This window comes from Agromyces tropicus, assembly GCF_039531345.1.
In the GTDB taxonomy this organism is placed as follows: Bacteria; Actinomycetota; Actinomycetes; order Actinomycetales; family Microbacteriaceae; genus Agromyces; species Agromyces tropicus.
Window position 1 is genome coordinate 804,941 of sequence record NZ_BAAAPW010000001.1, and the last position, 19,171, is coordinate 824,111.

Below are 19,171 nucleotides of genomic sequence, written 5' to 3' on the forward strand. Positions count from 1 at the left end.
CGGGCCGCCGGATCTACTGGCGTCCGATCCGGGCGTACACGGCCGGCTTGCGGCGGCGGTAGTACAGCGCCAGGCCGATCCCCAGACCGAACATCGCCCACAGCGCACCCTGCAGCAGGACCGCGTCGAGCTCGGAGCCGCCGGTGAGGAGGGTGAAGTTCGTGATCGCCAGGTACAGCACCACCAGCACCGCGAGCGTGCTCACGATGGGTGCGACCAGGGTCCGCAGCTTGTTCTCCTTGATGTGCGAACGACGCAGGAAGAACACGATGATCGCGATGCCGGTCAGTGCGATGAGGGTCAGGATCGCGAATCCGCCGGTCCCGAGCATCTGGCTGTAGATGAAGACCACGTCCCCGCCGGAGACGAGCATGAGGATCGTGCCGACCGCGAAGAAGGTCGTGACCAGGATCGACGCGCGGTGGGGCGAGCCGTGGTCGGAGTGGACCTCGCCGAGCGCGCCGTGGAGCACGCCGTCTCGGCCGAGCGAGTAGCCGTACCGAGCCAGGATGTTCTGGCACGACAGGACCGCGGCGAACGCCGAGGTGGCGACCAGCACCGATACGGCATCCTGTGCCCACGCGCCGACGTAGGCGCCGACGGCGTCGGGGAACATGGTCGCCGGGCTGTCGTACGAGACCTGGGTGGCGTTGCTGGTGCCGTACGCGATGATCAGCGCGTAGGTGGAGATGACGTAGAGGAGACCGATGGAGATCACGGCGAGGAACGTGGCGCGGGGCACGGTCTTCCTGGGGTCCTTCGCCTCCTCGCGGAACACGGCCGTGGTCTCGAAGCCCGAGAAGCAGGTCGCGGCGAAGAGGATTCCGAGGCCGATCGAGCCGGACGTGAACGCCTCCCACGAGAACGGCTCGGCCGAGAGTCCCTCGGCCCCGCCCTGGTAGAGCACGGAGACGTCGAACAGACCGACGAGGCCGACCTCGAGCAGCATCGCGACCGCGAGCACCTTCGCGGAGAGGTCGATGCGGAAGTAGCCGAGCACGCCGACGATGACGACGCACAGCGCGGCGTAGACGAACCAGGGCACATCGGGACCGTGGAAGACGTCCTCGACGACGCTCTTGGTCGACACCGCGAAGAACGCGACGGTTCCGAGACCGAGGAGGAAGTAGCCGACGAAGGCGAGGAAGCCCGAACCGAGCCCGACCGCCTTGCCGAGGCCTGCCGTGATGTACGCGTAGAAGGCGCCCGGGTTCTCGACGTAGCGCGTCATCGTGACGAAGCCGACGGCGAAGATCACCAGGATCGCCATCGAGACGCCGAACGCCATCGGCGCGGCGTTGCCGGCGAAGGCGATGATGAAGGCCGTGACGCCCGAGACGACCACGATCGGCGCGGACCAGGCCAGCACCATGAGGACCATCTCGAGGACGCCGATCTTCCCTCGCAGCGCCGGCGCGCCCTCGAGGTCGGCACTGGGCGGTGCGGCGGGCGCCGAGTCCGGCGCCACGGTGTTCTCAGTCATAAGGAGACCTTTCGCTATGCAGGAGAGCGGGAGGTGGAGCGAGGTACTAACTAACGTATGTTCGGCACGAGTCATCCGAAGGACGGGAGTGTGTCGGGCATGTAAATCCCACGCCGCGCTGCGCGCCATCCCCTCAGTCGCGGCGGATCACGGGGAGCGTCAGCCGGCTCGGCTGAAGCGACGTGAAGTGGATCCGATTCGTCGCGGCGATGCCGTGGGCGTCCGTTGCGACATCCCGGCCCGTGTTCAGGTTGCGGTCGTAGCGCGGGAAGCTGCTCGAGGACACTTCCAGACGGATGCGGTGACCGGCGAGGAAGACGTTGGAGGTCACGCCCATGTCGATCTCCACCTCGTAGGCGCGCCCGGGCTCGAGGAGCGCCGGCTCCGACAGCGAGTCGCGGTAGCGCAGCCGGAGGATGCCGTCGGTCAGGTAGATCGCACGCCCGTCGGGGAAGACGTCGACGAGCTTCGCCGTCACGTCGGTGTCCACAGCCGTCGACGAGACGAACAGCGACGCCGACACGAACCCGGTCACCTCGACCGGCTCGTCGAGGACCTCGGTCGAATAGCACAGCACGTCGGCCCGCTCCTCGACCGCGCGCTGGTCCACGGGACCCACGGCGTTGAGGCTGGCCGGGGCGATCAGCCGGCCGCCGAGGGTCGGCACGGGATCGGCCGGGTCGTAGTCGATCGTGTCGGCGCCTTGGACCTGCGGCGCATCGGGCGAGAGCCGGCCGTCGCCGAGCGAGGAATTCGCTCCCTCGACGCTGGACAGGAAGTAGTCCGTGTAGGCCGTGTCGGGAAGCGGCCACGAAGGCTCGTCGCGCCACTCATCGGCACCCATGACGAAGATGCGCACAGGGGCCAGGTCGGCGGAATCGTCGATTCCCCGAACGTGGCGGTCGAAGTAGTCGAGGTACGACTGCGTGAGGTCGAGCGCGGTCAGCCCCGCCTCGAGCCCGAAGCTGCGGTCGGCGTAGTCGCCGGTGAAGTGCATGTGGTCCCAGGGCCCGATGATCAGCCGCTGGCCGGCGCGTGCGGCGCCCGTTCCCGTCTCGGTCGTGGCGCGGGCGAAGGCGCGCGCCATGTCGGGCGCGAAGATGTCGAACCACCCGGCGATATGGAGCGCCGGCGCGGTCACGCGGTCGAGCTTGTCCACCGCCAGCTGCGAGCGCCAGTGATCGTCGAACGTGGGGTGTGCGAGGAACTCCGCCCACCACGGCCAGACCTCCCGATAGAGCGGGTGGTCGATCAGCGGCAGGTGGGCCATCTCCCCCTCCGCCTGGGCGAGCATCCCCGCCGCCTCACCGGCGATCACGGGCGCGGTACGCGGGTGATCGGCGGTATCGCGTGTCGGCAGCATCAGCATGAGGTCGGTCCACGACCAGACGGTGTGCCACGACACGGCGCCGCCATCGGAGTACCAGAACGAGCGATACGCGTCGATCGCTGTGATCGTGGGGACCATGGCCTTCAGGCCTTCCGGTGCCTCGGTCGCCAGCGCCCACTGCGTCATTCCCAGGTAAGAGTGCCCGAAGGTGCCGATGGACCCGTTGCACCACGGCTGGTCGCGCAGCCACGAGATCATGTCTGCGCCGTCCTCCGCCTCACTCGCCAGCGGAACGAATCGCCCTTCCGAGCTCCCGGTGCCGCGGCAGTCCTGGTAGACGATCGCGTAGCCGGCCTCCAGCAGGCGGAAGATGTTGGGCATCGTCGGGTAGTCGAACTCGTTGGCGGGGAACAGATCCTTGGTGTAGGGCAGGCGCACCAGCAGGGTCGGCCGTGGCATGTCATTCTCGTGACCGTCGCCCTCGGGGATCCACAGGTCGGTCGCCAGGCGCACGCCGTCGCGCATCGGTACCATGACGTTCTTGCGGACGCGGAAGCTCATACTCGTTCAGGCCTTCTGTGGGTACGGGTCGACCCGACCGCCCGGGGCGGTCGGGTCGAGCGATCGGTCAGCTCAGGCGCAGCGGCAGGGTGTGGAAGGCCCGCGCGAAGTCGTTGTGGTCGAGGACCGGCTCGCCGGTGGCTTCGATCGAGTCGAACCGGTCGGCGATCGCGTCGAAGATCACCTCCACCTCGGCCCGGCTGATCACCTGTCCGGCGCAATGATGGACGCCCGCGCCGAAGCTGAGGTTCATGCTCGCCTGCGGCGGGCGCGTGTAGTCGAACTCGTCGGGATGCTCGAATACGGAGGCGTCCCGGTTCGCCGATCCGAGGAGACACCGGATGGTGGACCCGGCGGGAATGGTCACTCCGCCGACCTCGACGTCCACGGTGGGGGTCCGGAAGATCGACAGCTCGGGAGGATCCATGCGGACCATCTCGTTGATGATCGCCTTGCGCACGCTCGGGTCGTTCTTGTACGCCTGGAACAGCCCGGGGATGCGGGTGAACTGCTGCAGGCCGGACACGATCAGGTAGCCCACGTCGAGGTGGCCGAGCCCGTAGAACAGCATGATGGTCGCGCGGGCTTGCGTGGGTGTCATGTCGCCCGTGTCGACGGCCGCCAGGAGCGCGTCGGCCAGGTGTCGCTGAGGCTGCGCGCTGCGCGCCTCGAGCATCTCGTCGATGTGCTCGCCCAGCCAGGCGAAGCCGGCCGCTGCGCGGTCGACGTCGCGCGGTGTGTGCCCCGCGGCGAGCATCGGCATCGTCTCGGCCATCGCCTTCGCGACGTCCTCGGCGGCGTCCTCGGGCAGGCCGAGGACGCGCGCCATCGTGACGTGGGTGGGACGCACCGCGATATCGATCCAGCCGTCGACGAGTCCGTCATCGCCGATACGGTCCAGCGCGAGCCCGATCTGCTCACGCGTGGTCTCCACCCACTGGCGCACGAGCTTGGGTGTGAACCACTTGTTGGTCTGACGCTTCAGCCGCGTGTGCTCTGGGACGTCCTGCCCGATGATGGTGTCGCGGTTGACCTTCCACGGCCCTGCCTCGTCCCAGCCGGGCACGACGCTCATGTCGTGTGAGGTCGCGACGCCGAGCACGTCCTCATAGTGCGACAGCACGTACGTCCCGTCGGCCATCAGGTGGACGCGGTTCTCCTCGCGCAGACGGGCGTACCAGGGGTACGGATCGAGACAGAACTGCGGGTCCGTCCAGGGCAGGTACTCGTCTCCGAGGTCCACAGGAATCAGGTCGGGCGCGAGGGTCATGAGCAGTCCTTCTGCGGGATGCGGGCGACCGCGGCGATCTCGATGACGGCGCCGTAGGCGAGGTCGGTGACCCCGACGGCGGTCCAGGCGGGGTACGGCTCGGGGAAGACGTCGGCCTTCGCCGGCACGAACGTGTCTTCGGCCGCCTGCCATCCGCCCGTATGGTAGGTGGTGAGTTCAACCACGTCGGCGAACGTGCACCCGGCCTCCGCGAGGACGTCGCCGAGGCCGGCGATGGCATTGCGTGCCTGCTCGGCGGCATCCGCGACCAGCTCGCCGTCCGACCCGATCGAGCCGATCTGGCCCGAGATGAACATCAGATCGCCGGTGATGCGCGCCGGGACCGAGCGGTATCGAGCGACACCACCCTCCGTCCCTGCGGGGATGACGACACGGTCGGTGCGAGCGCCGGTCGGCGTGACGCTGCTCATGCGAGCACCTCGTCGGCCGGGACCTGCGCGTCGACGATCTGGGCCGCCGCGTCCTCGCCGGCGCGGACAGCGCCCTCCATGAAGCCGTACCAGCCCGGTGCCGCCTCGGTGCCGGCGAAGTGGATCCGTCCGATCGGCTCGCGCAGGGCCGATCCCACCGAGCTGAGCACGCCCGGCGGGAACCCGGCCACCGGGCCACCCTGCGCATACGGGTGGTCGGACCAGTTCGTCTCGTAGTAGGCGATCGGCTCCGCGGCGTCGGGGCCCAGCACAGCCGAGAGGTGCTCGAGTACTGCTGCGCGGCGCTCATCGTCGGAGCCTGCGGCCCACGCGTCGTAGTACACGCCGCCGATGAAGGTCACCAGGGTGTGGACCTCGTCGCCGGGGCGGGTGACGTCGAAGCTGAGCGCGCCGAAGTCGATGTTGAAGATCTCGCCCGAGAGGCCCTTCTCTTGCCAGAACGGACGGGTGTAGCGCGACTGCACCTTGACGTAGCGCCCCATGGGCGTGCGCGCCTGAAGCTGGCGGCGCTTGAGCGGGAGCATCGGCTCGAAGGCGATCTTGCTCGCTGCTGCGGGCGGCATGGCGAGGATGACCCGTGAGGCGGAGAAGATGCGGTCGGGCGTGTGGACGCGGACGACATCGTCCTCATGCTCGATCCGGGTGGCGGGGGCGTTCACGTGCACCTGGCCCGCGCCGAGGTCCGCGGCGAGCCGCTCCGAGATCTGCTGGGATCCCCCGAGCCAGACCGTGTCGTTGGCGAGGACCTGCAGTGAGTAGAGCCCCTCGCACTGGGCGACGTTGAACGCCCAGAAGAGGATCGAGCACTCGCTCGGGTCGGAGCCGGTGACGATGTTGAAGTCGACCGCGTTGATCTTGCGGGCCAGCGGGTCGGAGATGTTCTCCGCCATCCACGTTCCCGCCGTGATGGAGTCGAGCGCCACGGCATCCGGGGCGTTCCAGGGCTCGATGGCCCCGACGGACTCGGCGAGCGTATCGATGAGGCCGAAGCTGTCGGTGAGCTTCTCGTGCAGGCTCGTGCCGTCGGCGTCGAGGCGGTACGGGTAATAGCTTGCGGGCGCCGGCTGGAGCACCTCGCCGTCGATGACCCAGCGCATCTCGCCGCCGCCGCTGCCGCTGCCTGGCAGGGTCTTGACGAAGCCCAGCTTCTCGCCGAGCTCTCGGGAGCGGTCGTGGGTGCTGCCGATGAACATGCCGCCGTAGTCGAGGGTTCCGCCGGGGAGCTCGTGGGTGGTCCACGTGCGGCCTCCGACACGGTCATCCGCCTCGACGACGATGACCGACTGACCCGCCTCAGCGAGGGATGCCGCGGCGGTGAGGCCCGAGAGGCCGGCGCCGACGACGATGACGTCGGCGTCGAGGGATGAGAACGACATGCTCATGATGGTGCCTTTCCGAAGGGTGGTGGGTCAGGAGAGCTTGATGGGACGGCTCACGAAGAACCGCGCCCGGTCGGTGTAGAGATGGGTGGCCTCGCCGACGAGTTCGACGTGGTCGTAGCGCTCGGCGATGGCGGTGAAGATGACCTCCGCCTCGGCCCGGCTGATCACCTGGCCTGCGCAGCTGTGGGGGCCGATACCGAACGAGAGGTTCATGCTCGCCCCGGGCGGCCGCCGGTAGTCGAAGACCTCGGGGTGCTCGAACGCCTCGGGGTCGCGGTTGGCCGCGCCGATCATGAACCGGATCTGCGAGCCGGCCGGGATGCGGTGGCCGCGGATCTCGACGTCCTCGGTGGGGAACCGCGGGAACGACAGCTCCGGCGGGTGCAGCCGCACGATCTCGTTGATGATCGCGGACCGCACCGACGGGTCGGACTTGTACGCGTGGAACACCTCGGGGTGCCTGGCGAACTCCTCCATGCCGGTCGTGATGAGGTACGCCGGGTTCGAACCGCCGGATGCCCAGAAGACCGTGATCGTCTCGAGTGCCGCGCGCTCGCTCAGCTCGCCGCGGTCGACCGCGGCAAGCAGCGCGTCGGCCATCCCCTCGCCGGGGTTCTTCCGCTTCTCGTCGACCATGCGCTGGGCGCGCTCGAGCATGTACTCGAAGCCGCGCACGCCCCTGTCGATGTCTTCGGGAGTCGGCACGGCGCTCAGCGCGTTCACGGCATCCGCGATGGCCTCGACGGCGGGGATGGGATCGTCGTCCGGCAGACCCATCACGCGACACATCGTGTTGTGGGTGGGGATCGTGCCGAGGTCGACGTGCGCGTCGATCACGCCGTCCTCGCCGATCGAATCGAGAGCCTCGTTCACGGCCTGCGCGGTGTACTTCACCCACTCCTTGACGAGCTTCGGCGTGAACCACTTGTTGCTGTGGCGACGCAGTCCGGTGTGGGCGGGCGGGTCATGGGACAAGACGGTGTTGGCCATCGCCGTCCACGGGCCGATCGCGCCATCCGCCGGCTCGACGATGCTCATGATCGGGAGCTTGCCGAAGTGCATCACGTCGTCGTACCGGCTGACGACCCACGCGCCGTCGTCGTCCTGGTAGACAGGGTGCTCTTCGCGCACCCGCGCGTAGAGCGGGTAGGGGTCGAGGCGGAAGCCCGGGTCCCCCCACGGCAGCTGGGCGCCGGGCGCGTCGTCGATGATGGTCATGTCGTGTCTCCCGTGCTGGTCAGGCGGTCAGAGCTCGCCGGCGATCGTGTCGACCCACTCGGTCGCCACGATCGTGAGGTCCAGGCCGCTGGCGGCGTCGTGGCGGCAGGTCTCGCCGATCTGGGCGGCACCCAGTCGGGTGAGTTCTGCCTGAAGGATCGAGATGGCGTTGTTGTAGGTCTCGTACGTGCTGTCGCCCAGCCCGAATGCCGCGAACCGCACCGAGGAGAGGTCGGGCTCCTGCTCGATCAGCGCCGCGTGGAACGGGGCCGTCGTCTCGGGAAGCTCACCCTCGCCGTAGGTGGACGTGATGACGACGACGACCTCGTGGTCCGGCAGGTCCGCGACTTCGAAGTCCTCCATGGGGACGACTTCGGCGTCGTGACCGGCGTCGGTCAGGGCCTCGGCGATGTCGTCGGCCACCATCTCGGCGTTGCCGGATTCGGTCCCGAAGATGATCGGAATAGCGCTCATGTCTCTGTCTCGCTTCGTGCGGTGGGGTGGTCGATGTCGGGATGAGCGCGCTCAGGCGCTGATCGCTGCCTTGGTCGCGACGACCTCGAGCAGTTCGGCGAGATCGGTGATTTTGCGCCTGCACCGTCCGGGCCCGGCGGAGGTGCGCTCGACCTCGTCGATCAGGCGCCAGTCGTCGAACGTGACGGCGTCGTGCTGAATGCGCGGCCACACCGCTCTGAGACCGGGCCGCCCGAGGAGGAAGCGCCCGGCTGCGGCGTCCGCGACGATGGTCTGCGCGACGGACTGTGCGTGCTTGCGGTTCTCGGCGACCGTGCCGCGCGGGCCCCGGCCGAGCCATCCGACGCGGTAGACGCGGTCGCCGCTCCACTCCTCGTCCGGCACCGTGGCAGGCGTCGTGTCGGCGTTGCAGAAGCCGATCGCCGTGATGATGGTGTCAGCCTGCAGGGCACGTTCGTCCCCGGATACGCTGTCGACGACGGTGAGCACGGTCCTCTGGCCGTCGTGACCGATGCTTGCCGGCGTCGCCCCGAAGTGGAAGATCACGCGCGTGCGCCGCTCGGGGACCGCCGCAGCGTCGCGAGCGGCGAGCTCGGACAGGAGCTCCGGGATGGCTCCTTCGTCGTCGCCGAGCCCGGTCACGCCGATCGAAACGTCGGAGAGCGTACCCAGCTCGCGGAGCATGGCGATGTCGAACTTCGCCGCGGCTGCCCCGGATCGACCGACGACATGGATGACGCGCACGGGCTCGGGCCGCAGGCGCTGAAGCACGGCGTCCTCGATGTCGGAGCCGTCGAGCTCCGCCCCCGTCTTGCTGAGCATGCGCACGACGTCCATCGACACGTTGCCCTGCCCGACGACGATCACTGCCTCGCCGACCGGTTCGAGCGTGCGGCCGGCGTCGGGGTGTCCGTTGAGGGCGCGAACCAGTTCGCCGGCACCCACGACACGCGCCGTGTCATCCTGCGGCACGCCCAGCCCTCGGTCATCCGGAAGGCCGGTCGCGAGAACAACGACATCGAACGCGTCGTGGAGCTCATCGAACGTGACCGACGATCCGATCTCGACGTTGCCTGCGAACATGACGTCCATGCGGGTGAAGACGCGGTCGAACTGCGACGTCACCGCCTTCGCGCCCTGGTGATCGGCGGCGATCCCGTAGCGGACGAGCCCGTACGGCATGGGCATCGCCTCGAACACGGTGATCTCGGACCCGGGCCACGACTTGCGCAGGAACTGCGCGGTGTAGCACCCGGACGGACCGCTGCCGACGATGGCCACCGTCGAGCGGTAGGCCGGTGCTGCTGCGTGCTTTCTCATGAGGAGCCACCTCGTGTTCGGCCGGACTCCGAGAGCCACCGGCAGGACTTCTCCGGGGTCATCATGACGGCGGTCAGAGGATGTTCTCCGGTTGGATGGCTGCTAACTTACGTTAGCTAGGGAAACCAGGTGTCACGCCGATGTTTCGCAGGTGTTAATTCGCGGCAGGACGCATGCCCACCGCGCCCACGGGGTCTGCAGACCCCGCCAGTGGCGCGTCGAGGATGGCGCGGGCGACCGAGCGCGCAGACTCCACCGCCCCGTGCAGGCTCTCGGCCGTGCCATCCCACCCGCTCCAGCGACTCACGCCGTCCAGCATCGTCATCACCATCTCGACCGCCTGCGACGTGTCGCCGCGGTGCCCCACGTCGACCGCCGTGGCGACGAACACGAGCGCGTAGAGGCGGTGGAGTTCGGCGACCTCCTCGCGTACGTCCGGGGCGAGGATGTTGCTGAGGCGATCGGTCCAGATCAGCAGGTCGATCATGTCGTACTCGGGCATCTCCAACTGACGCTCGACGTGCTCCGAGACCAATGTCTCCCATGCCGCATCCGCGGACTCGGCCCCTTCGATAGCCTCGAGGATCGAACGGTAGAAGCGATTGTGGTGCCAACGCAGCACCTCCGAGACCAGTTCGTCACGCCCACCGGGGAAGTGGCTGTACAGGCTCGGGGCCTTGATGTTCAACTCTCGGGCGAGCGAGCGCATCGTCACCGCGGTGTATCCGTCACGCGTCGCGAGGCCGAGGAAAGCGCGCAGGATGTGCATGCGACCCTCGGTCTGGGCAGCGCCGTCGTACGCGTCGACTCGCTGCCGAAGCGCAACCGCAGCTGCACGCCACCCGCTGACCTCGTCGGACATCTCACTCCTTGGCTGTGGAACGGACCGTGTGACCGAGTACCTGATCCTACCCGGTGGGCGAACGTGCGTTAGCCACTGTGCTCCCGGCGCGCCTGCCCATCGTGCTGCCGGCGATCGAGCCGGCGCGCCGCCTCCGGCGCCGACAAGGTCGGCACTCGACCCCGGATGGCGCACTCGAACGGCGAATACGGGACGGGCCCGGGGCGTTCGCCCCGGGCCCGTTCGCGTGCGTGCAGTGACTCCTTAGAAGTCGAAGTCGCCGATGTTGTCGGCGTCGAAGACGTAGGGGTCGCCGAGGAGCACGGTGCCGTCGGTGCCGACCTCGTACGAGCCGAGCTTGCCGGCCTCGAACGAGTCGCCCTCCTCACCGGTGATCTCACCCGTGATCAGCGCCTGCGCCGCGTACGCGGCCAGGTAGCCCAGGTCGGCCGGGTTCCACAGCGCGAACGCGGTCACAGTGCCGTCCTCGACGTACTCGCGCATCTGGTTCGGGGTGCCCAGGCCGGTCAGCGCGACCTGGCCCTGGTACTCCGAGGTCGAGAGGTAGCGGGCCGCGGCCGCGATGCCGACCGTGGTGGGCGAGATGATGCCCTTCAGCTCCGGGTAGGTCTGCAGCAGCGCCGCGGTCTTGTCGAACGAGGTCTGGTCGTCGTCGTCGCCGTACACGACCTCGACGAGCTCGATGTCGGGGTGGCTGGCGGCCAGCTCCTCCTCCATCATCTCGATCCACGCGTTCTGGTTCGTCGCGTTCGCCGACGCCGACAGCACCGCGATCTGGCCCTCGTCGCCGATCTGCTCCGCGATCAGGTCGACCTGGACCTTCGCGATGCCCTCGGAGGTGGCCTGGTTGATGAACAGGTCACGGCACTCCGGGTTGGTGTCCGAGTCGAACGTGACGACCTTGACCCCGGCGCTGGATGCCTCGTCCAAGGCGTCGCAGATCGCCTCCGGGTCGTTCGCCGAGACCACCAGGGCGCCCACGCCCTGCTGCGCCGCGGTCTGGATGAAGCTGACCTGCGACGTCGGCGACGCCTCAGACGGGCCGACCTCCGCGAACTCGCCGCCGAACTCCTCGACCGCCTCCTGGCCGCCCGCCGACGAGGTGTCGAAGTACGGGTTGCCGAGGTTCTTCGGCAGGAACGTGACCGACAGGTTCGCGTCTCCGCCATCGCCGCCGTCACCCCCGCCATCGCCGCCGCCCGAGGCACAGCCCGTCAGGGCCAGGACCGTCGCGGCAGCCGCCGCGGTGATCGCCACGCCGAAACGACGCGAGCGCTGCTTGGTGAACATCGTTGTTTCCTTCCTTGGTGCCGGATACCGACTCTGTGTGATTCCAGGTGGAGGACCACGCGACGGCAGCCGTCCGCGTGATCCGGGTCCGGGGCGTCCGCGCGTCGGGCGCAGACGCCCCGGGTCTCGGGCTACCTGCCCTGCAGGCTCACCTTCGTCTCGAGGTACGGCACCAGGTTCACGTCGCGGAGGCCGTAGGTCTGCGAGGAGTTGATGCGCCCCTCTGCGACCATCCGGCGACCCAGCGTGGAGTCCAGCTTGACCTGGATGGTGTTGGTGCCCTGGTGCAGGACCGTGCCGAGCTCGATCGTGGAGGTGAAGTGGTCGACGTCGTCGAAGGTCTTCCCGTTCACCGTGACCTCGGCGATCATGTCGTCGGCGTGCGTGAGCTCGAGCACCGCACCGACCTTGCCCGACCAGCCCTTCGGCAGCGTGAACGTCTGCTCGTACCGGCCGATGCCGGAGACGTCGTTCATGCTGTCGACGCCGAGGCTCGCGAGCTGCTCGGCGGTGGCCGGGAGGTCGCTCCACGAGCCGAGCGCCACGTCGTCGAACGCCGCCGTCGTCGTCTTCGACAGCGTCGGGTCCACGTCGTTCCGCTCCGGGTCGGGACCCCAGCTCTCGATCTCGAGATCCCAGCCGTCCGCGAGCGAGACGGCCTCGGGTGCGGCGCCGACCGTCACGCTCGGATCGCGCTGCCCGGATCCGTCGATGACGTAGGTGCCGGCTTCCGAGGTCCGAAGGACGACGGTGTTCGGGTTCTGGTACGCGACCGTTCCGGAGTCGCTCACCGACTCCGCATGGAGCTGGTCCGCGGCACCATTCCCGATCAGGGCGATGATCGCGGCGTCGCGGACCTCGAGGTCGAGGTCGACGATCACGCGACCGTCCACCACCCCGTACTCCGCGATCGGCGTCATCTCGCCGGTCCATGCGTCGAGCTCGTACGGAACGCCCTCACCCTCGAGCGCGACGCTCGCCCCGGAGAGCACCGAGGAGGTGCTCGCGTTGTACAGGTAGTAGTAGTCCGCCGCATCCGTGGCCCGGTGCGATGCCTCGAGCGACGCGACCTGGTGCTCGACGTCCGGTTCGACGCCCCACCCCGCCAGCAGCGACGAGACCTCGGCCTGCGTCGACGCCTCCGCGACGTTCCCGATCGCCAGCAGTGAGGTCAGCGCCGCCTGCAGATCGGCGTCGGTGTTCCCGGGCTTCTCGGTGCCGTAGACCCTCGTCAGGTCCGTCCCGTAGAGGATCACCGGGAGGCCGGACTCCGCGTACCCCACCAGCTTCTGCACGGCCGGAGCCGAGAGACGCTGGGCCTGCTTCACGATGAGTGCACCGTAGGCCGGCCCGTCGGGAGCCAGGACGCCGTCCTCGACGACGGCCGAGGGCTCGTCGAGCAGCGACTCGCTGAGGAGGTTGTACGAGTACCCCTCGTCGAGGAGCTGCTGCAGGGAGTTGCCGCTCTGGATCTGGAAGCCGGTGTCGGTCCCGAGGAGGACCGCGAGGTCGACGTCCGCCCGTCCGGCCTGCATCACCGATTGGCTGCGCGCCACGTAGTCGCTGAACGTATCGGCGTCGTCCCACCACACCTGGCGGGCGTTGTACGACGAGAAGCTCCGGTTGCCGCAGCAGACGAAGTTCCACCCGGGCCAGGCGTCGGCGTAGTCGTTGAACGTCCGGGCGAACGCCGAGCCGTGGAAGATCGACCGGTTCACCCCGTGCGAGAGGTCGCGGTTGACCTCTCGCGCGACCGTCTGCCAGGTGGAGTTGATGTCGGCCGAGAACGTCGTCGTCTCCATCGACAGGAGTTCACCGCCGGTCAGGTTGACCGCCGCCGCGATGTTGCGGAGTCCGTCTCCGGAGGTCGAGTTGTCGCCCTCGGGGATGTCCACCGCGGCCGCGGCCGCGGCGATGTCGAGTCCCGCGAGCGTGTACGCCTGGGCGCGGTAGGTGTACCCGAAGGTCGACGTCCAGTCGCTGATGCGAGCGGCGTGCTCGTCGGCGTACAGGTCGCCGAGAGTCAGGTTCTTGTCCTCGAGGATCCGGGTGGCCATCGCCGGGTCGTCGAACGACTGGGCGCTGCCGAGCGCGAGGATCGGCGCGTACTCCGACGCGTCGTACCCGTTGTCGGCGCCCATCGCCGACAACAGGTCGGCGGTCCAGAGCGGGCTGTCGGCGTGGATCTCGATCGAGTCCTCGAAGATGCTGGTTCCCTGTTCGCCGTTCTCCTGCAGCAGGACGACCATCTCGGCGTCGAGGATGTGGTCGTCCCAGAAGTCGAACACCTTCTGCACTCCCCCCGCGCTGAAGTAGTCGGTGGCGTAGGAGCGGTTGTGGATCGTCACGGATGCTCCGCCAGACATCACCTGGCCGGTCCCGTGATGGTAGCTGCCGAACAGCACCCAGTCCCCGGCCTGGAGGCCGTCGCCGGCGCTCGGCTCGTAGCCGTCGAGCGCGGCGACGCCGTTCAGGTCGGCCGCGTACACGTACTGCCAGTCGGCCATCCGCTTCCGGTTGCCCTCCTCGTCGATCTTGCCCTCGAACGAGGGATCGGCCGGCTCCGGACCGAACTTGGCCAGGACCTCGGCGTCGTAGTCGATGCCGTTGGCGTCCGCATAGGTGCGATCGGGGATGCCCGCCGCGTACCCTGCGTCGTCGTCGCCGTCCCTCAGGGCGGTTGCAGCGTCCGTGACATCCGTGAGGCTCTCGAGGTCGAAGACCGGCGTCCCGTTCGCGGCGACGCTCTCGACGCGGATCAGCGTGGCCGCGGCGAGCTTGTCCACGAAGAGGAACGGCGCGCTCTTGTCGGTGCCGAACTCGTTGTGGTAGTCGCGGGTCTTCTGTGGAGGAAGCGGGATCGAGGCGACGTCGCCGAGGTCGTCCGCGGTGAGCTTGCGGTAGGCGGATGCCGCCTCCTGCTGCTGCTCGTCGTCGTTCGGGTCGATCGAGTTGACGATCGGCGGCCAGTGCGAGGTGATGGTGATGTCGACCTTGAAGCCCTCCTCGATCGAGTTCGCCGTCGTCAGCAACCGCTTGAGCACGCGCTGCCAGTTCTCGGTGCCCCAGCCGATCTCAGCCGCATCGTCGTTGTCGTAGTCCGAGGTGTCCGCGAGGAACGACACCTCGACGCCGCCGAAGCCTTCTCGCGCCATGTCGCGGACCTGCTTCTCGACGAGTGCGAGGCCTTCCTCGGATGCGCCTGCTCCGGCATCCGGGAACCACATGCGCGCCATGGGTCGGGCGGCCAGCGCAGGCTCCGTGAACACCTGCTCCACCTCGGCCATGGCATCGTCGGCCGCGAATCCCGGCGCCGCGGGGATGCTGAGCAGCGCGAGCACGAGGCCCGCGGCGGCGCCTGTGGCGATCGTGGCTCGTCCGCGCCGAGGCCTGCCGCGGAGCGCTCCGCCGGGCTCAGGGTCGGGAATCATCCGGTCGGGTCTCATGGCTGCTCCTTGATCGTCGTTGATCTGGTCCGTGCGAAATCGGATTGAAAGGATTCATCCGCGCGTACGCACCAAGGTATCCACCTCCCTGCTATGCGTCAAGGATGTTACTGCCATGGCAGATACACGGAGACGATCACGTCCCCCTGCGTTCCGGATCCGAGGCGGACGGGACCATCCGAGCGGGCGGCCGGCCGACCTCCCGGCCGGCCCGCACGGGGGGCGGATCCGGCTCAGCTGCCGGTCGCGAGCACCGTCGGCACCCCGACCTCGGCGTCGAGCACCGAGGGCCAGGTCGCGCCGATCTGCAGGATCTGGTCCGCGAAGCGACGGTGGAACTCGGCCATCTGGGTCGCCGCCAACTCGGCCTGCTCGGGCTCGAGCGGCGGGAAGGGCGGCATCTCGGCGCTTCGCAGCTTCTCAGCTGCGGCCCGGTCGCTCATGATCACCGAGAACACGCGCTGCACCTCGGCCTCGGCGTCCTTGGCGAGCCGCGCCAGACGCTGATTGCCGCACATGCGGCAGAGGAGGTCGTAGATCTCCGAAGACGGCGCCGTCCACTCGTGGGGCTCCCGCGACGGGTCGGTCCGGAGGCGCACGGCGTCCTCGGCGAGCTGTCGGACGTGCTCCACCTGGTCGGGCCCCAGACGCGCGACGCCGAGCCGGAACACCTCGGGACCGATGAGGGACCAGACGTCGAGGATCTCGCGCATGTCGCGCAGCGTGAGCGGCGCGACCCTCGTGCCCACCCGCGGGAGGCTCTCGACGAGATGCTCCTGCCGGAGTCGGGCGAGGGCCTCCCGAATCGGGGTGATCCCGAATCCGGTCTTCACTGCGAGGGTGCGCTCGCTCAGCTTGGCCCCCGGCGGCAGTTCCAAGCGCACGATGCGCGCGCGCAGGTCCCGGTAGGCCTGCTCAGCCAGACTCGTCTCGGCTGCGCTCGTGGACATCGTGCCTCCGCCGCTTGAACAGTTCAGACCATACTCGCATGTCCTGACGTCCGAGCGGCTTGGAGCGGATGCCGGCACGACGGAGGGGCGGCCGCGTTCGCAGCCGCCCCTCCGCGTCTCCCTCCCGCTAGTGGGCAGTGGTGAAGGTGTACTCCCCGGACCCGACCTCGAACGCGGCGTAGCCGTCCTCGACGCCGGACGCGGATGCCCCGCCGGTCTGCTCGACCGCCGCGCCGGCCTGGACCGGCACGAGGACCGTGCCGCTCGATCCGACCGGCACGGAGACCTTCAGGACGAACCGGCCGTCGACGATCTCCCAGCTCGAGCTGAGTTCGCCGAGCGGCGTGGTCGTCGTCGCCGAGGCCGTGGTGAGGTCGCCCACCACGTACGGCTTGACCTGCACCTCGCGGTACGCCGGCGCCGTGGCCGTGAGGCCCGAGACGTACTCGTAGAACCAGTCGTCGATCGTTCCGCGGAACGCGTGGTCGTGGGACCGTGCCCCCTCGTACCAGGCCTCCCAGTGCGTGTCCACGATGATCTCCTCACCGCCGAGCCCCGTGCTCCCGTCGAGCGTGAGGAACCAGAAGCCCCAGCCCGGGAAGGTCGGGTTCACGGCGGCGTCGAACGCCGCCTCGGCGCCGCCGCACTCGGTGAGGTTCGGCAGGACGTCGCTGAGCACCGTCGCGCCCGTGGTGACGTGGTTGTCCTGGGTGACCACGACGTCCTCGATCAGGTTCTCGCAGAGCTGGTCGCGGTACTCGTCGGGGACCAGTCCGAGCTCGAGCGGGAGCACGTTGTCGGTCTGGAACTGGTTCGCATTGATCTGCACGATCTCCTCCGGCGTGGGCGCCGGGCCGAACCCGCCGCCCGCGTACGGGAAGTCGTACGTCGCCGTCGACTCGTCGAAGTACTCGGCGTTGAACGCGTCGCGCACCTGCGCACCGAAGGCGGCGAACGCCTCGGCGTCGTCGTCATGACCGAGGACCTCCGCGATCTCGGTCATCTTCTGGGCGCCCTCGTAGAGGAACGCCGTGGAGACGATGCGGTTGTTCATTCCGCCTCCGTATGCGGGCTCGTGGTCGCCCCAGGTCCGGGAGGTGACGATGTACCCAGTGCCGGCGGCCGTGGTCATCCACTTCTCGAGCCACTTCTTCATTCCGTCGTAGTTCAGCTCGAGCGTGCGGATGTCGCCGCGCTCCCAGTACAGCGCGTGGTTCACGAACACGTAGCTGGCGCTCCAGACGACGTCCTCGCCGCCCTTCGTCTGATGCGGGATGAAGGTCTGCAGGCCGCCGTCTGCACCTTGGTTGTACTTGTGGTCGAGCATCCACTTCTCCCAGAAGCTCTCGGTCCCGAGGTTCCTGAGGGCGCTCTCCACGATGAGGTGCGCGTCCGCGGTCCAGCCGCGCTTCTCGTACATGGGCGTGTCGGTCGGGATGCCGTGCAGGTTGTTGAGCGTCGACTTGACCATCGCGTCGTGGTACCGGTTGAGGAGCTCGTTCGAGCTCGACCAGCCGCCCGTCTTGGCGACGTCGGTGTTCAGCTCCTTGCCGACGACGTCGTGGACCTCCACGCTGTCCGGCTTGGTGATCTGCACGAAGCGATACCCGGCGTAGCTGTAGCTCGGCGTGTAGCTCTCGACGCCGTCGCCCTTCAGGGTGTAGGTGTACGTCTGCAGCGCGCCCGAGTTGCCCCAGGTGTCGTTGACGGTACCGTCGGCCTTGAGCTTCTCGCCGTACTTGATGACGACCTGCGCACCGGCAGGCCCGGAGACGTCGACCGTCGCCCAGCCGGCCTCGGTGGTCCGGAAGTCGTACAGCGTGGTCGTGTCGTTCACCGCGCTGATCTCCGGCTCTCCCAGCGTGCCGACGACCCGGATGGGCTCGGTGTCCTGCGCGTCGAGCCGGCCGGTCGGGCCGGTCGTGAGCACCGCGGCATCCCAGCCTGCGTCGTCGAAGTCCGCCGTGGCCCAGCCGGGCTGCTCGAGCCTGGCGTCGTAGGTCTCGCCGAACTTCGATGCGTTCTTCAGCGTCGGGCCGTCGTCCGCGGTCCAGCTCCCGTCGCTCACGATGCGCTCGGTCTCGCCGTTGGCGTACGTCACGTCGAGTTCGAGCTTCAGCTCGGGCTCGCTGAGCCAGGCGGCTCGGGTGATGTCGCTCTCGCCGTAGGCCGAGTACCACCCGCGTCCGAGGCTGACGCCGATCGCGTTCTCGCCCTTTTCGAGCAGGTCGGTCACGTCGTGCGTGACGTAGAGCACGCGCTGGTCGTACGGAGTGTACGCCGGGTCGAGCTCGTGGTCGCCGACCCGCTCGCCGTTGAGGTACACCTTGTGCAGGCCGAGCCCGGCGATGTACAGCCGGGCGGACCGGATCCCGTTGTTGTCGAGATCGAACTCCTTCCGCAGGAGGGCCTCGGGCGTCTCGGAAGCAGGACGGACATCGGTCCGGCCGATCCACTCGCCCTCGAACTCGTCGGAATCGAGGAACGCCGTCTCGAACCACGCTCGGTCGCTCCAGGCCGACGGCGAGCTCTTGCCGGAGTCGTCCCAGACGCGGACGCTCCAGTAGTACCGCGTGCGGGAATCGAGGTCCGGGCCGCCGTACTCGACGTCGTAGGACTGATCGGAGGTCACCTTCCCGGACGACCACACGTCGCCCGAGTTGTCGTTCGCGCTTGAGACCCGGATCTCGTACGCCGTCTGTCGGGCGCCGTTGTAGTCGGCTCCGACGATCCAGCCCAGGCGGGGGGCCGTCTCGTCGAGGCCGAGCGGGTTGGTCATGTGCTCGGCGGTCAGCCCGGAGACGTCGAGCTTGCCCGCGGGCGCGGCCTGGGCGGCGGTCACGGGGACCGCGAGGCCGACCGCGAGTGCGGCGGCGATCACCGGGGCGGCCAGCCGGGAACGCCGGATCCCACGTCGAGTGGGATCGATCGGAGGACCGAGTGAGCTCACCGGTCCGGTCTTCGAGTGCATCATTGCTATGTCCTTCCGTGCTTCATCGAACTTCGGGCGCCGAGCGAAGTGAGACGTTTCACTTCGAGGCAGGCAAGGCAGTGGAACTGCCGATCTGATGTGTCCCTCCCTTCTGGTCGCCCCCACTGCACGGCTCGCAGGCGCGCTGGGCGGGCGCGCAGC

At 68.6% G+C, this 19,171-nt stretch carries 13 protein-coding genes; all 13 read right to left on the reverse strand.

Translation table 11 applies throughout. The features are described from left to right. Positions 1 to 13: 13 nt before the first annotated feature. Positions 14 to 1,483 carry an APC family permease gene (locus ABD230_RS03665; RefSeq protein ID WP_344369532.1) on the reverse strand — a complete coding sequence of 490 codons (1,470 nt, stop codon included), beginning with the start codon at positions 1,481 to 1,483 and terminating at the stop codon, positions 14 to 16. Between the two features lie 133 nt (positions 1,484 to 1,616). Next, positions 1,617 to 3,374 (reverse strand): CocE/NonD family hydrolase, encoded by a 1,758-nt coding sequence (locus ABD230_RS03670; protein WP_344369533.1) that lies wholly within the window; start codon positions 3,372 to 3,374, stop codon positions 1,617 to 1,619. A 67-nt stretch (positions 3,375 to 3,441) separates the two neighbouring features. Continuing rightward, entirely contained in the window at positions 3,442 to 4,644 is a 1,203-nt protein-coding gene (locus ABD230_RS03675; RefSeq protein ID WP_344369535.1) for a cytochrome P450, read from the reverse strand. Beyond that, complete coding sequence (locus ABD230_RS03680; protein WP_344369536.1) at positions 4,641 to 5,075, reverse strand: Rid family hydrolase; 435 nt, start codon at positions 5,073 to 5,075, stop codon at positions 4,641 to 4,643. The genes ABD230_RS03675 and ABD230_RS03680 overlap by 4 nt, the downstream gene beginning before the upstream one ends. Next, the gene (locus ABD230_RS03685; protein WP_344369537.1) at positions 5,072 to 6,472 is read right to left on the reverse strand and encodes a flavin monoamine oxidase family protein; all 1,401 of its coding nucleotides are present in this window, start codon (positions 6,470 to 6,472) and stop codon (positions 5,072 to 5,074) included. The genes ABD230_RS03680 and ABD230_RS03685 overlap by 4 nt, the downstream gene beginning before the upstream one ends. A gap of 33 nt (positions 6,473 to 6,505) precedes the next feature. Continuing rightward, positions 6,506 to 7,696, reverse strand: coding sequence for a cytochrome P450 (locus ABD230_RS03690; protein ID WP_344369538.1), 1,191 nt, complete (start codon positions 7,694 to 7,696; stop codon positions 6,506 to 6,508). 27 nt (positions 7,697 to 7,723) lie between these two features. Next, complete coding sequence (locus ABD230_RS03695) at positions 7,724 to 8,170, reverse strand: flavodoxin domain-containing protein (RefSeq protein WP_344369539.1); 447 nt, start codon at positions 8,168 to 8,170, stop codon at positions 7,724 to 7,726. Between the two features lie 51 nt (positions 8,171 to 8,221). Then, positions 8,222 to 9,490 carry an FAD-dependent oxidoreductase gene (locus tag ABD230_RS03700; protein ID WP_344369541.1) on the reverse strand — a complete coding sequence of 423 codons (1,269 nt, stop codon included), beginning with the start codon at positions 9,488 to 9,490 and terminating at the stop codon, positions 8,222 to 8,224. A 154-nt stretch (positions 9,491 to 9,644) separates the two neighbouring features. Continuing rightward, positions 9,645 to 10,352 (reverse strand): TetR/AcrR family transcriptional regulator, encoded by a 708-nt coding sequence (locus ABD230_RS03705; RefSeq protein WP_344369542.1) that lies wholly within the window; start codon positions 10,350 to 10,352, stop codon positions 9,645 to 9,647. 243 nt (positions 10,353 to 10,595) lie between these two features. Beyond that, positions 10,596 to 11,642 (reverse strand): rhamnose ABC transporter substrate-binding protein, encoded by a 1,047-nt coding sequence (rhaS, locus tag ABD230_RS03710; RefSeq protein WP_344369543.1) that lies wholly within the window; start codon positions 11,640 to 11,642, stop codon positions 10,596 to 10,598. Between the two features lie 131 nt (positions 11,643 to 11,773). Continuing rightward, positions 11,774 to 15,088 (reverse strand): glycosyl hydrolase, encoded by a 3,315-nt coding sequence (locus ABD230_RS03715; RefSeq protein WP_344369544.1) that lies wholly within the window; start codon positions 15,086 to 15,088, stop codon positions 11,774 to 11,776. Between the two features lie 233 nt (positions 15,089 to 15,321). Continuing rightward, entirely contained in the window at positions 15,322 to 16,038 is a 717-nt protein-coding gene (locus tag ABD230_RS03720; protein ID WP_344369545.1) for a GntR family transcriptional regulator, read from the reverse strand. Positions 16,039 to 16,165: 127 nt separating this feature from the next. Further along, positions 16,166 to 19,012: a family 78 glycoside hydrolase catalytic domain gene (locus tag ABD230_RS03725; RefSeq protein ID WP_344369547.1), complete on the reverse strand. Its 2,847-nt coding sequence runs from the start codon at positions 19,010 to 19,012 to the stop codon at positions 16,166 to 16,168. Between the last annotated feature and the right edge of the window lie 159 nt (positions 19,013 to 19,171).